10 protein-coding genes and 1 pseudogene are annotated in these 13,638 nt (G+C 75.0%); 1 reads left to right on the plus strand and 10 read right to left on the minus strand.

Annotated elements, in window-relative coordinates; all coding sequences use genetic code 11:
• The 10 genes and pseudogenes from CTKZ_RS16205 to CTKZ_RS21685 all read right to left on the minus strand — a co-directional run.
• Positions 1-500, minus strand: a pseudogene (locus tag CTKZ_RS16205) (RDD family protein); the annotation flags it as partial.
• Between the two features lie 313 nt (positions 501-813).
• Complete coding sequence (locus tag CTKZ_RS16210) at positions 814-1,713, minus strand: hypothetical protein (protein ID WP_443090084.1); 900 nt, start codon at positions 1,711-1,713, stop codon at positions 814-816.
• Between the two features lie 173 nt (positions 1,714-1,886).
• Positions 1,887-3,332 (minus strand): hypothetical protein, encoded by a 1,446-nt coding sequence (locus CTKZ_RS16215; protein WP_124343915.1) that lies wholly within the window; start codon positions 3,330-3,332, stop codon positions 1,887-1,889.
• A 115-nt stretch (positions 3,333-3,447) separates the two neighbouring features.
• Positions 3,448-3,828 (minus strand): UCP033725 family protein, encoded by a 381-nt coding sequence (locus tag CTKZ_RS16220; RefSeq protein ID WP_124343916.1) that lies wholly within the window; start codon positions 3,826-3,828, stop codon positions 3,448-3,450.
• On the minus strand, positions 3,825-6,578 hold the full coding sequence (locus tag CTKZ_RS21680; RefSeq protein ID WP_160142918.1) for a hypothetical protein: 2,754 nt from the start codon (positions 6,576-6,578) through the stop codon (positions 3,825-3,827). The genes CTKZ_RS16220 and CTKZ_RS21680 overlap by 4 nt, the downstream gene beginning before the upstream one ends.
• Positions 6,575-6,922, minus strand: a complete 348-nt coding sequence (locus CTKZ_RS16225; RefSeq protein ID WP_124343917.1) for a DUF6507 family protein — start codon at positions 6,920-6,922, stop codon at positions 6,575-6,577. The genes CTKZ_RS21680 and CTKZ_RS16225 overlap by 4 nt, the downstream gene beginning before the upstream one ends.
• A 4-nt stretch (positions 6,923-6,926) precedes the next feature.
• Positions 6,927-7,241 carry a pore-forming ESAT-6 family protein gene (locus tag CTKZ_RS16230; protein WP_124343918.1) on the minus strand — a complete coding sequence of 105 codons (315 nt, stop codon included), beginning with the start codon at positions 7,239-7,241 and terminating at the stop codon, positions 6,927-6,929.
• 11 nt (positions 7,242-7,252) lie between these two features.
• The gene (locus tag CTKZ_RS16235) at positions 7,253-7,579 is read right to left on the minus strand and encodes a hypothetical protein (RefSeq protein ID WP_200829780.1); all 327 of its coding nucleotides are present in this window, start codon (positions 7,577-7,579) and stop codon (positions 7,253-7,255) included.
• A gap of 234 nt (positions 7,580-7,813) precedes the next feature.
• Entirely contained in the window at positions 7,814-8,578 is a 765-nt protein-coding gene (map, locus tag CTKZ_RS16240; RefSeq protein ID WP_124343920.1) for a type I methionyl aminopeptidase, read from the minus strand.
• A 430-nt stretch (positions 8,579-9,008) separates the two neighbouring features.
• Complete coding sequence (locus CTKZ_RS21685; RefSeq protein WP_160142919.1) at positions 9,009-13,154, minus strand: CHAT domain-containing protein; 4,146 nt, start codon at positions 13,152-13,154, stop codon at positions 9,009-9,011.
• Positions 13,155-13,445: 291 nt separating this feature from the next.
• Between CTKZ_RS21685 and CTKZ_RS21690 the strand changes: the two genes are divergently transcribed.
• On the plus strand, positions 13,446-13,613 hold the full coding sequence (locus tag CTKZ_RS21690) for a hypothetical protein (protein WP_160142920.1): 168 nt from the start codon (positions 13,446-13,448) through the stop codon (positions 13,611-13,613).
• The last annotated feature ends 25 nt before the right edge of the window (positions 13,614-13,638 follow it).

Here is a 13,638-nt window from a genome sequence, read left to right on the forward strand (position 1 = left end):
GTGCCGGTCGTGGCGGGCGACGTCGCGGCGCCGGCACCACGGGCACCGGCCGCTGTGGCCGACCCCGCCCCTGCGTCGCGGGCAGCGACGGCGCCGCCCGCAGCAGGTGCCGGGCGCAGCCGACCGATCGCCTCTCGCGTCCCGACGCTCGCCCGCCGCGCGGTGTCGACCCCGCCGCGCACGTCGAGCACCACGCCGTCACGGGCCCACGTCGCGAGTCCCGTCCCGCGCCCGGGAGCCATCCCGGAGGCACCGTCGACGAGCCGCAGCCCGAGCGCGGCGAGCCCCGGCGTCCGCCCCGTCCGCCCGAGCACGACGAGCAGCACCACGACGACGGCGACCGCGAGCACGGCACCGAGGGCGACGAGCGCCCGACCGGCGGGCGACGTGCCGACGGCACCGACGACAGCCGGGGACAGCGCGACGAGCACGAGGAGGACGTCGATCACGAGGCCGACGACGACGGACGCGGTCGGGGCGCGACGCGCGCCCTCCAGCACCGCGAGAGGCTCACGACGCCCGCGCAGGACCGCCGACCCGCACCGGGGGCACGTCGCCGCACCGGCGGGAAGGGATGCCGCGCAGACGCCGCACCAGGCCACGACGGGGTCGCCCACGGCCCGCGTCACCCCCTCGGTCGGACCTGGGTCACAGCCAGGTGCCGCAACCGCTCTGCGAGCGCCGATCCTGGCACGTTTCGTGCGGTCGGGCGACCAGCGGAGCTTTCCACCGGTCGACCACCACCCCGTCGGCCCAGGTCAGCACCGGTGGATGCCTCGTTCATCGATGTTCGACCACGCCGGGCGACGATCGTCAGGACCAGCCCTGCGGGATGAGCTGCGTCGGGACGACGTCGACGACGTTCTCGGTCGGGACGACGACCTCGTACGCGGCGGCGTCGACCTTCACGAGACGCAGCCCTTCGGCGAGGTCGGCGTCGTGCCCCGTGTAGAACGCCCGCGACACCGTGCCGCCGTTCTCCGCGGGCCACTGGTCGACGAGCCGCACCTCGAGCCCGTTCCACCGGCCGCTGACGTGCAGCTCGAACCGCTCGCCGAGCTCCGTGAGCGGCACCTCGCGGCGCCACCGACCGATCGCCGTGCGGGTGAACCCGAGCTCCGCGCGCGGCTCGCCGTCGAGCGCGAGCACCGCGCGGTCGTCCAGCACGTCGGCGGACAGGTGCCCGCCGTTCCACTCGACCAGGTGCCCCACGAACCTCGAGATGCGCGGGTCGCGAGGGGTCCCGACGGTCGCGACGTCCGACGTCCACCCGTGCCCGACGTCCACGTAGCGCCCGATCACCGTCGACGAGCCGTCCCGGCCGATCCGCACGAGCTCCGAGCCCGCGGGGATGCGCGTGTGCTCGAGCCACGACAGCGGCACGACGTGGTCGGCCACGGCGACGAAGCCCAGCCCGGTGAACGGCGGCCGGTCGACGAACGGACCACCTGTGAGCTCACGCGTCCGCTGGTCCGTGCCGCCCGTCGCGTCGACGAACCGCATGGTCGGCCCGGCCGGGAACCGCAGCACGTCGACGTGCTCCATGTCCGCCCTGAACGGCGCCCCCGGGAACGCCAGCCCGTGCGCCTCGAAGACCGCCGCCGGCGACGTCGCCCACGCCACGTCCGCCGCCCGCACGACGAACCCCGCGACCCGGTCGTACCCGGACTCCAGGTACGCCGCGCTCATCTGCGGGGTGACGGCCTTCTGCATGACGGTCACGAGGAACTGCTCCTTCGACTCGGCTCCAGACGCTCCGGCGAGTATGTCCCACGCGCGCCGACCCGGCCGCCCGCCATCCACACCCCCACCCGGACGGCAGGTGCGCGCGGTGCAGCGCCGCGGCGCCCTCGCGCCTCCCGCCGGACGGCGTCCCGAGGTCGCCTTCAGGCGTCCGGGCCGCTCACGTCCCGGACCAGGTCGAGGGCCGACCGCCGGAACGCGTCACCCAGCGGGTGGATCGTGACGTCCAGACCCGGGTCGACACCACGCCGGGCGACGACGCGCGCCGCCGCCTGCCGGACCTCCGACGCCCGCACGGCCACGGCCGCGACCGCACCGGCGTACCGACCGTCACCCCGACCCACCGCGCGCACCAGGCAGACGGTCTTCGAGACCGCGACGAGGGCGTCGGCCCGGCCCCCCTTGCGCGCGGCGCGCCACGCCACCTCGTCCCACTCGTCGACCGGCCCGCTGCGGATCTCGACGACCCGCTCCTGCAGCGCCCCGAGCGCGCGGCCCAGCACGTCGCGGAGCCCCACGGCACTCGCGTCGTCCGTCACGGGAGCCGCCTGCCGGAGCAGCCCGGCCAGGTCCCCGAGCCCCGCGGCGGCCACCCACGTGGCCGTCGCGACCCGCAGCGTCCAGTCCAGCCGCCGGTACCCGCACGCGGTGTCGGCCGCCGGGTCCGCCTCGCGAAGTCGCGGCAGCGCACGCGCGAGCGCCGCGACGCCGTCGACGTCCGCCGACCGGTAGAGCGCGGCGACGAGGTCGCGCAGCTCGCGGTGCGCGGGCTCGCCGTCACCGACCCAGGCGGCGAGCTCCGCGGGCTGCGCGCCCGGCGGCAGGCTCGGTGCGGAGGCGACCGGAGGGGCCGACCGGGCCGGCACGCTCGGGACGGGCGCCTCACGGATCTCCTCGGCCACGTCCGTGAGCTCGTCCAGCGGGACGACCTCCGTCCCGCCGTCGGGCAGGGACACGAGCACCGCGTCACCCTCGACGACCGCGACACCCACCAGACGTCCGCGCCACGTCGCCGTCGTCGCGACCGTCTCCATCGCCCGGACGTCGGAGAGGGCGACGAGCCGGTCGCCGCTCAGCCCCGTCGCCGCGCCGCCTCCCGGGTCGCCGGTGAGCCCGAACCCCACGGGCAGCAGCCCTTCCCACGGCTCGCCGCACGGAAGCACGTCGTCGCCCACGAACGCGTAGACGCCGACGCGCGTCGCCTCCGGACCCGTGCCGGTCACCCAGCGCGGCCGGCACCGCAGGACGTCCTGCTCGCGCTCCCGCACCTCGGTCAGCTCGGCGGGGTCGACGACCGCCTGCCACGCGCCGTGCGTCAGGTGGCGCACCTCGGGGGCGTCCGGCGCGCCCCACGGGCCGCCGACGACGACACCGTCGGAGCGGACGGTCAGCACCGTCACGTCCACGTCGCGCCACCGTGCGGTCGTCCGGACGCGGAGCACCCGGTCGACCTCCGTGCGCAGCCACGGCGTCGCCGTGCGGCCGGGGCCGTCGTCGAACCGGGACGACAGCGCGCGCACCTGCGGCGCGTACGGTGCCTCGCACGCGTACTCCTCGCCACCGACGACGACGTAGAACCCGACCCGCACGGCGCCCATCGTGTCGCGTCACCCCGTCCCTGTGCTCAGGCAGCCCGCGCCTGGTCCGTGCGACCTCGTGCCTGGTCCGTGCGACCTCGCGTCTGGTGCGCGACCTCGCGTGAGGTCAGAGGGGGACCTCGTGCTCGACCTCGACGGCGTCGGTCAGCTCGCTGACAGGGACCTGCCCTTGCCACTCGAACCGGTCGACACGGCTCACCCGCGGGTCGGCCGGCAGGTCGTCGCGGTCGTACGACCAGATGGCCGTGTCCCCCTCGACCCGCTGGACGACGACGTCGCGCCCCTTCCAGCGGGCGGTCGTCTCGACGAAGAACAGACGCGACGCGGCCGACCGGTCGACCAGCCAGCTCCACCGCCCGCGCCCCTCGTCCTCGAACGCAGGGTCGGGTGCCTGCGGACCGAAGGAGAGCAGGCGCACGGAAGGCTTGTGCAGGCTCACGGCGGGGTAGACGTGACCGTCGACCTCGGCGTAGGCGCCTGCTCTCACGGCGTACCCGCCTTCGGCACGACGACCCACTTGTCGTTGACGTACCGGGCGACGAGCTCCTGCGAGCCGTCGGCGGCGGACCGCCACATCTCGGCACCCTCGGGGATCTCGATCTTGTTCGCGCCGTACGCGAGCTCGGGGCTGTACGCCGACGACGCACCGCTCCAGCCGCTCCCGCGGAACGGGTTGCGCTCGTCGCCGACGCGCGCCGTCCCGGTCTTGGGGTCGACGTCGAACGCATTCGACGCGTCGTACGCGGCGCTCGGGTGGTGCGTCTTGACCCAGTCGAACATCGCTTCGCGCCGTGCCACGTCGTCCGTGATCTGGTACAGCGAGTCGGGCATGGAGGCCATCGCCTGCAGCGGCCCCTCGGGGATGCCCGGGTAGACGTAGCTCGGCAGCGCCGAGCCTCCGCCGGACGCGATCCCGTCGCCGGCCATGTACCGCACGGTGAACGCGGAGTCGTTCGCGAGCGAGTACGGCGCCGAGTCGGGAAGCGTGAACGGGCTGCCCGGATAGTTGAGCCCGAGCTGGTGGTAGAGCTGGGCCGTCGTCGCACCGTCGATGTCGAGGAGCCGCGACACGAACCCGCCGAGGTTGTCGAGCTGGGCGCTCGGGAGGGTCCGCACGTATGCCAGGTGGTCCGGGTCGAAGAACCGCGCCGCGTCCGTGCCCAGGATGTCCAACGCCTGGTTCGGCGTGATGACCTTCTGGAGCAGCGTGTCCTCGTACACCGCGGGCATGCGCGAGCGGATGTCGAGCAGCGTGTCGACCTGCGTGCGCGTGAGGTCCTCGACGCGCGTCTGCATGAGCTCGCGGAACGCGGTCCGGTTGAGCCCGTGGTCGTACAGGACGTCGTCGAGGACGTCCGTGAACTTGAGCTCGGGACCGTGCGGCGAGCTGCCCGGGCCGGTCGGACCCGCGGGCGGCGGCGTCGAGCCACCACCGGTCGTGGGGTCGACGGGGGACGCCGGGTCGTGCGGGGCACCACCGGTCGCGGGGTCGACAGGCGTCGCCGGACCGTGCGGCGCGCCACCCGTGGCCGGGTCGTGCGGCGTGCCGCTCGTCGGCGGGTCGACGGGCGTCTTCGGCGGGTCGACGTGGCCCGGCGTGCCGCCCGTCGGCGGGTCGACCGGCGTCGTGGGCGGGTCGACGGGGTTCGCCGGCGGGTCCACCGGAGTCTTCGGCGGGTCCACCGGCGAGCCGGAGCCGGATCCGCCGGAGCCCGAGCCACCGTGACCGGTGCCGGACCCCGAGCCTCCGTGCCCGGCGCCGCCGGTCCCGGTGCCCGAGCCGCCCGTGGCCGGGTCGTGCGAGCCCCCGGTCGGCGCGTCGGTGCCGCCCGTCGTGCTGCCCGGGGGACGCGTGGTGCCGCCGTCGAGCAGGTCGTCGGCGCCCGAGCCGGTGCCGCCGGGGGTGTCGTGAACGGGGTTGCCGTCGGTGCCGACGAGCTGGTGCTCGGGGACCTTGACGGGCTCGGGCACGTCGGCGCCCGTGGTGTCGCCCACGTCGACGCGGTCGGGGTCGCGGACGGGGATGTTCGAGCCGAGGTCGTCGCCGAGGTTGGTCGGGACGTCGTCGAGCGTGGTGCCGACGTCGGCGACGTCGATGTCGATCGCCTTGCCGAGGTCGTCGACCATCTTCATGTTGGTCAGCAGGTCACCGAGCTTCGGCAGCGCGCCGACGCCCTTGAGGCCCAGCGAGATGGGGTCGACGAACTCGAGGACGCGCGCGCCCTTGCTGAGCCACGACGAGACCCGTGCGGCCTTGCCCGCGGCGCCGGCTGCGGTGGCCGCGCCCTTCGAGCCGGACACCGCCGCGCCCGCGGGGATGAAGATCGTGGCGACGTTGAAGATCGCGCCGCCCGCGGCACGCCCGGGGTCGTCCTCCCAGGTGTCCCACGAGATGAGGCCCTTGCCGAGCCCGAGCCACGCGTTGCCGGCGTTGCCCCAGGACCACTCGCCGTCGGCGTAGCCGATGAGGCCGCCCATGCCGACCCAGGTGGTCTTCATGGTGTCCCACGACCAGGACCAGTCCTTGATGCCGACGAGCTGGCCGAGGCCCACGACGGTGCCCCACAGGCCGTCGACGACGACGCCGTCCCACACGAACCGCTTGACCTGCACGGCCGCGGACTTGGGGCAGTGGTCCTTGCGCTCGACCTCCGACCCCCACGGCATGGCCGCGTCGGTCGGCAGGGAGTCGAGGCCGTAGCCCAGCGGGTCGTCCTCGCCCGTCATCGCGTGCCACGGCTCGGCGCCGTACAGCGCGCGGATCGCGTTGGCGCAGGTCCGCTCGGCCTCCCAGAGCTTGACCTGCTCCGCGTTGACGCGGGACACCAGCGCGGTGTTCTCGTCGACCAGGTCCTGGTCGTACTCCCACTCGGCGTTGGACGCGATCTTGCTGCGGAACGCGTACGCGTCGCTCTTGATCGTGGCCAGCGACGCCTTGATGGGGCGGATGGCCTCCGCGTACGTCTTGAGCGCCGCCGCGACCTTCTCGACGTCGTCGCCGAACTGGCGCGACTTGGTCTCGACGGGGTCCATGACGACGAACAACGTGCTCGCCTCGGGCGCCTCGTAGTGCCCGGCCAGTCCGCGCCACGTGTTGAGCGCGTCGGCGCCGTGCTCGCGCACGGAGGCGCCCTGCGCCGACAGCCCGTCCGCGGCGGCGACGACGCCGTCAGGGTCGAGGTCGGCGCCGGGGATGGCGTACGGGTTGATGCCCGAGGCGTAGCACTGGTCGGTCACGGAGTCGGCACCTGGAAGGTCGGGGCGTTCGCACCGGTGCACGACGCCGCGGCGGACTGCTGCTGGGCTGCCATCGTCTCGTCCCCCTCGAGGTACCACCGCGTCGCCGCGGCGGCGCCACCGACGGACGCGTTGATGCGGTTGCCGATCGCCTCGAGCGTCGGCTTGTGGTGCTCGAAGAACCCGGCGATGGCGTCGCCGATGATCGGCGAGTTACCCGCCGTCACCGCGGACTCGGCCTTGCCCGGCATGGCCTGGACGACGCTCGACAGCAGCCCGGCGACCGTCCCCACCTTGGTGAGGACGTCCTGGACCCCTGCCGGTTCGATGTGCCACTTCGTCACGGCGTCAGCCGATCGCGTCGACGGCCGCCTTGGCCTTCTTCAGCGTGTCCTGCGCCGTGGCGTCGTTCTTCTCGAGCGCGCCGCGGAGCGTGCGGATGATGGTGCGGACCTCGGCGGCGACGCGGTTCCAGCGCGCCTCCTTGGCGGCGTACTCCTCCGAGACGCCCGACGCCTGGTAGTCGGCCATGGCCGTCTTGACGTCACGGTCGCGCGCGTCGATCAGGGCCTCGAGGCGCTGCGCGACGGCGTTGAAGTTCTCCTGCGCGGTCGTGGACGCGCCCAGGTCGAAGTCCCGACGGTCGATGCTGTTGCCGCTCATCGCTCTCCCCCTCAGCCCTTCGCCGAACCGAAGCGCGCCGCGTCGAAGGCGGAGCCGCCCTGCGCGGCCTGCGTCTCGTCGGCCATCTGCAGGTCGCCCTCGCCGAACGACCGGTCCATGCCGCCGATGCCCTGGAGCACCGAGGCGAGGGCGCCGTTGAGGTCGACCGCGATGCGGTCCGTCTCGCCCTTGAACTTGTCGAACGCCGCACGACCGGCGCCGTTGAACTTGCCCTGCAGCGGCTCGGCGGCCGCCGCCAGCTGACGCACCAGCGCGCCGAGGTCCTCGTTCGACGACGACGTCTTCTTCGTCAGCGTCGAGAGGACGTCGGATCCCATCGCGAACTTCACATCAACCCCCTCGCGGTTGGCGTCCTCGGACAGGACGACCCGAGCATCCTGCCAGGAACCGGACGGACCGGCGTTCCCCTCGTCCACAGGAGCGGACAGAACCACACGTACGGGTGCCTCGGGCACGTGTGGCGACGAGTGCCTTGAGCACCTTGCTAGCACGGACCGCCGACACACCGCAGCCCGGGACCGCCCGATTCACCCGCGGGCGTGCCGGCAGCGTCAGTCGCGCGCCGTCAGGACGATCGTGCCCTCGGGTGTCAGGGCCACGGTGTGCTCGGCGTGCGCGGCGAGCGACCCGTCCGCGGTGCGGATCGTCCAGCCGTCGTCGTCGATCACGTAGTCGTCGCCGCCCGCCATGAACCACGGCTCGATCGCCACGACGAGGCCCGCCTTGAGCCGCACCCCCGTGCCCTCCCGGCCGAGGTTCGCGACGTGCGGTTCCTCGTGCATCGTCCGCCCGACGCCGTGCCCGCCGAAGTCGGCGTTGATGCCGTACCCGGCGTCACGCCCGACGCGGCCGATCGCCGCGGAGACGTCGCCCATGCGCGCCCCGACCCGGGCGGCGGCGATGCCCGCGTCGAGCGCCTGCTCGGTCGTCGCGATGAGGCGCTGCGCCTCGGGCGTCTGCGTGCCGAGCTGGAACGTGAGCGCCGAGTCGCACACCCAGCCCTCGACCTGCGCGGCGAAGTCGATGCTCAGCACGTCGCCGTCCTCGAGCACCTGCGCGGACGGCAGGCCGTGCAGCGCCGCGTCGTTGACCGAGGTGCACAGCACGCCGGGGTACGGGATCGCGCCGAACGACGGGTGGTAGCCGAGGTAGACCGAGTGCGCGCCGGCGTCGTCGATCATGCGGTGCGCGTGCGCGTCGAGGTCGAGGAGCGTCATCCCGGGCCGTGCGACGTCGCGCAGCGACTGCAGGACTCCGGCGACGAACCGGCCGGCCGGCCGCATCGCCTCGATCTGGGCGGGGTTCTTGAGGGCCACGGGACCACCTTGTCATGCCGTCGCCGCGGCGCCGGACCAGGCCGGACGATCGCAGCACCGGCCGGACCAGCGGCGCCGTCGCAAGGCGGCCGGGCGGAGCCGGCGGGCACGCGAGCCGAGGAGAGAAGGTCTCCGGGCAGGGGACAGCCCGTGGGCCGGACCTGGACGGTCCTGCCGCGGCGGACGAGGTCGCGGCTCCCACGGGCTGCGGTGACTGCCGGAATTCGCTCGCCGCCCCTCGCCGTCTCCGGCGGGAAGGCAACGGGCGGACGTGCAGTCCGTCCCGAGCTGTTCGGGCGACTAGCGGACAGTCACCTCACGCGTCCTGGAAGACTTCATGTTCCGGACCACCTCCTTCCCGTGTGCTGACGACGCTACGTCGCGTCCGGGCGACCGCCAACTCATTTCGCCGCGGGAGAACCTCAGCGGCTCACGACGTCCACGCGGCGAGGTCCCAGTCGTCCTCGCGCAGCGCGCGCACCCCGGCGGAGCCGAAGCGGCGCGACCACTCGCGCCCGGTCCGGCAGTCGAGGAACCCGGCGAACATCTCGGTCACGACGCGGTCGCGCACCCGCGGTGACGTGACGCACCCGTGGACCGCGGCGTTGTACATGCCGAGCAGCTCGAGGTGCTCGCGGCTGTCGGTGGGGTCGGCGGCGCCGAAGACGGCGTCGAGCACGTCACGACGCCCGGCGCGGAGCAGCCACGTGCGGGTGCGCATGGGGTGCAGGCCGGCCATGAGCGCGAGCGCGGGCACGGCTGCGTCGAGGGGCAGCGTGCCGGCACGGTCGAGGCGCTCGAACGTCCCGAGCACCGCGTCGGGGTGGTAGAGGCCGACGGCGCCGAGTCCCCGGAGGCAGCAGTACCGCCAGCCCGGGTCGGCGTCGGGTCGCAGCCACTCGTCCAGCACGTCGAGCGACGTCCCGGTCGCGGCGCACGCGAGGCCGAGCGGCACGAAGACGAGGTGGCGGCCGCCGAGCGGTCCGGCGGCGGCGTGCTCGTCGTGCGGGCGGGCGGTCACCAGCCGGGTGAGGCGGTCGAGCCGGGGTACCCACGACGAGGGCGTCCGGTCCGGGGCGACGACGGCGTGCGCGACGAGGAGCGCGCGGTGCGTGCGGGCGTCGCCGCCGTCGGCCAGGGCGGTGACGAGCGCGTCCGTCCCGGTGGCGTCGGCAAGGCCGTGGACCGCGACGACCAGCGCGGCGAGCACGCGGAACATGGTCGTGTCGGACGCGAGCAGCGTGCGCAGGTCCGGCGCCAGGGCGCCCACGTCGACGTGCGGGTCGAGTCCCGCGAGCACGCGTCGCGCGGCGGGCGCCTCGGGCCGGTCACCGCCCAGCTCGACCGGTCCGTCGGGTCGGCCCGGAGGGGTGAAGAGGAGCACCACGCGACGGGCGATGCGGCGCGCGACGACGCCCTCGACGACGAGCCGTTGCACGAGCGGGCCCCACGGGCGCAGCACCCCGATGCGGTCGACCAGGACGTGCCGCCACAGCCGGCTCGTCGCGTCCACGACCGCGGGGTCGGCGCACCCGTTGACGTAGTTCGTCACGGTGACCTGCGAGAAGAAGGTCACGAGCGGCCACGTGCCGCGGCGCGGCGGGAAGACGTGCAGCCGCCCGACGACCCGGTCCAGCACGTCACCGATGAGGCGTTGCGGGTCCGACGTGCCGTTCGAGTACAGCGCGAACGCGGCGGCCACGGCATGCGCGTCGGTGCTGTCGGGGTCGGTCACGACACCCGCGTACACGTCGGCCTGCGCGGCGGCGGGCAGCAGGCACGTCGCGTGCAGGGCGATGCGCTGGAGCTCGGGCGCGTCGTGCACCGCGACGCGGACCAGGAAGGCGGTCGCGGCGGCGGGCGACCGCTCCGCATAGGTGGAGAGGACGTCGAACACCGCGCCGCGCAGCAGCGGCACGTCGGACGTCCCGAGGAACCGGACGACGCGCTCGACGGCGGCGGTGTCGCCCGCACGCAGGTGCAGCGCGACGAGGTCGCGGTAGGGCAGCCCGAGCAGCAGCGGGTCGTGCACGGAGGCGGTGAGGGCGTCGACCCAGTCGCGCTCCAGCGCGCGGTCGCCGAGCGCCCGCCGGGCGTCGAGCGTCACCTCGCGGCGCGGACCCGCACCCGCGCCAGTGACCGGCGGAGGCACGACCTCGTCGTCGCGCGGCAGCTCGAGGAGGTGCCCGGGCGCGTGCACGAGCGGGTACGAGGCGCCGACGTCGTCGGGATGCGCGAGGTCCGTCGCCGTCAGTGCCACCGCACCGCCCACGACCCGGCGGTGCGCGGCCGCCTCGTCGACCCGCAGCAGGTTCGGCCCGCCGGACGGCAGCGTCGCCGCGCGCAGGGTCGCGACGAGCGACGAGTGCGCGAGCCGGCAGCCGTCGGCGTCCGCCACGACGAGGTCGCCCAGCCCGTCGACGAGCGCCGCGACCCGCGGCAGCGTCGAGCCGAGCCACCGGACGAGCGCGGGCAGCGGCACGGGCCCGCGGGCGACCGCGAGGTGCGCGAGCAGCGGCTCGAGCACGGTCGCCCACTGGTCGCGCCACGTCGGCCCGAACGACTGCTCGAGCGTCGCGCGCAGGTGCCGTTCCGACGACGCGTCGACGTCGCGCGGCAGCTCGAGGTCGGCGAGCGCGACGTCGGGGCGTGCGAGCAGCTCGTCGGCCGCGTTGCGCGCGACCAGGAAGTTCCCTCCGGCGCGGGCGACGAGCGCGGCGATCTCGTCGTCGCCGCGGCCGCTGCCGTCGAGGCGACGACGCAGGTAGCCGGTGAGGTCCGCGTCGACGAGCGCCCGTCGGTGCGGGCTCGCGAGGTCCAGGCGTGCGGCGGAGAGCGCGTCGAGCGCGGTCGCGACCGCGGGGTCGGTGCCCGCGACCAGCACGCGCACGCCCGGGACGGCGGCGAGGCGCAGGACGGGGTCGAGGCCGTCGTGGTCGAGCCCGTCCACGAGCACGCGCACGGTGGTCGCCGGCGGCGCCGCCGTCAGCGCGGCACGCAGCGGCTGCCCGACGAGGACCGCGAACAGCTCCTCCGGCGGCAGGTGCGCGAGCCCGTACGGACCCGCGGCGTCGGCGCGGACGGGCTGCCAGCCGGGCACGGTCGTCGCGAGCTGCTCGGCGAGGGAGCGGACGACGGCGCGGGGGTCGACGGCCGCACCGCCCCCACCCGGGGCGCTGACGTGCACCGCGCTCCACCGGCTGCGGACGGACTCCAGCAGGTCGACGGGGGCGTCCGGCTCGTCGGGCGCCGACCCCGCGCCGGCCAGCCACGCGGCGAGCACCGACGTCCCCGACCCGACGTCACCCGTGAGCAGGAGGGCCGTCGACGGGCTGTCCATCCACGCGGCGACCTCGCGCACCGCCCACCAGCGCGGCTGCAGCACGTCCGGGACGACCCCCGCGGGCACGCGGTCCCGCGGCGACACCACGGCGACGGGCGTGCCGGGCGACGCGGACGGCGCGACGAACACGCGCGGCGACGTGCGCGTGTAGAGGACGGGCGTGACCCACTCCGGCCCTCGCAGCAGCGCACGTCGGGCCGCGGTCACCGCCTGCTCGACGAGCGCACCCGCCGCCAGCCGCTCGTACAGCGCCGCAGCGGCGGCGTGCGCCGACCGGTCCGTCACCGGGTACTGCATCGCGAGCGCGACGGGAACGCCCGCCCGCACGAGCTGGTGCGCCGACCCCGCCTTCGGCTCCTGCGTGCTGACCTCACCCGTGCTGCACCCGTTGAGCACGGCCACCCGCAGGTGCGGTGCGGCCAGCAGGTGGTCCGCGAGGGTCCGGGCGTCGAGCACGTCCGCGGTGCCGTCGTCCGCGGTGAGCGCGAGGATCCCGCCGCGCGCGTCCGCGCCGCCGTGCCCGACGACGTGCAGCACGTGCCAGCGGTCGTCGAGCGTGCGCCGCAGCGCGTCGAGCGTCGGGGGCTCGAGCCGGTGCAGCTCGACCCGGTCCCCCAGCGGTGCGAGGGCCTCGCGCAGCGCGTCGACCTCGCGGTCCACGTCGAGCGGCGGCAGGTCGCTCGGCGACGCGGCGACGAGGAGGACGCGCAGCGTCCCCTCGAGCGGCGCGGGGTCGACCGGGGTGGACGCGTCGGGGTAGCGGACCACGAAGACGCCGTCGGTGTGCACGAGGAACGTCGACCCGTGCAGCAGCAGCTCCCACGGCAGCGCGGCCACGTCGGGGGCGTCGTCGAGCTGGAGCCGGACCCGGACGGCCCCGCCGTCCCGCCCGGCACGATCGCGAGCCGTGACGAGGAGGTCGCGCGCGTCGTCGGCGAACACGGCGTCGAACAGCGCGCGGCCGAGCGTCTCCGTCCGCTCGGCGAGCGCACGCGCGGCGTCGGCGTCGGGCCGGGTGCGGCCGCGCGCGTCCGCGAGCGCGTCGGCGAACGCGCTCGCGTCGGCCGCGACCGGTGGCGTGAAGGGACGGGTGCTCGACGCGCCGAACGCGTCGCACGACACGACCGCCAGGTATGCGTCCCCGTCGGGGACCACGCGGACGTCCACGTCGACGACCGCGCGGTCGGCCCCCGGCGGCGCACCCGCCGGCGGGTCGTCCAGGCTCGTCGTCATCGCGTGCCCCCAGCCGCCACCCCTGCCGCGGGCGTCGACGACGCCGGCGCGACGTCACGGACCGCCGCCGGGCCGTCCCGACCGCGTCGCGCGACGCAGCGAGCGTACGGCCGGCGGTTGCGTGGACGGGTGGTTCTGCGGTGATTTCGCCCGGTATCCGGAGCGTGGGAAACATCTCCTTCCCTTCAGATCGGCCACGGGGCGGCCGATGGTCCGGGTATGTTGCCGGACGCACGTGAAGACTGGACGAGCGCCCAGGAACGACTCGCAGAGGGCACGCAGGAGGACGACATGAACCCGCACGACAACGTCGCGCCGCGCGCGACCGCGCAGAACCTGACGCACGCGTTCACGGACCCGAACCCGTTCCTGTCCGAGGACCGCACGATCCTCGTCGGCGGCCGCGCGACGGCCATGCAGCGCGGGCTCAACACGACGCCGGAGCGCACCGAGGACTGAGCCCGGGACCACCCGAGCACGACGA

Source organism: Cellulomonas algicola (assembly GCF_003851725.1).
Taxonomy (GTDB): domain Bacteria; phylum Actinomycetota; class Actinomycetes; order Actinomycetales; family Cellulomonadaceae; genus Cellulomonas; species Cellulomonas algicola.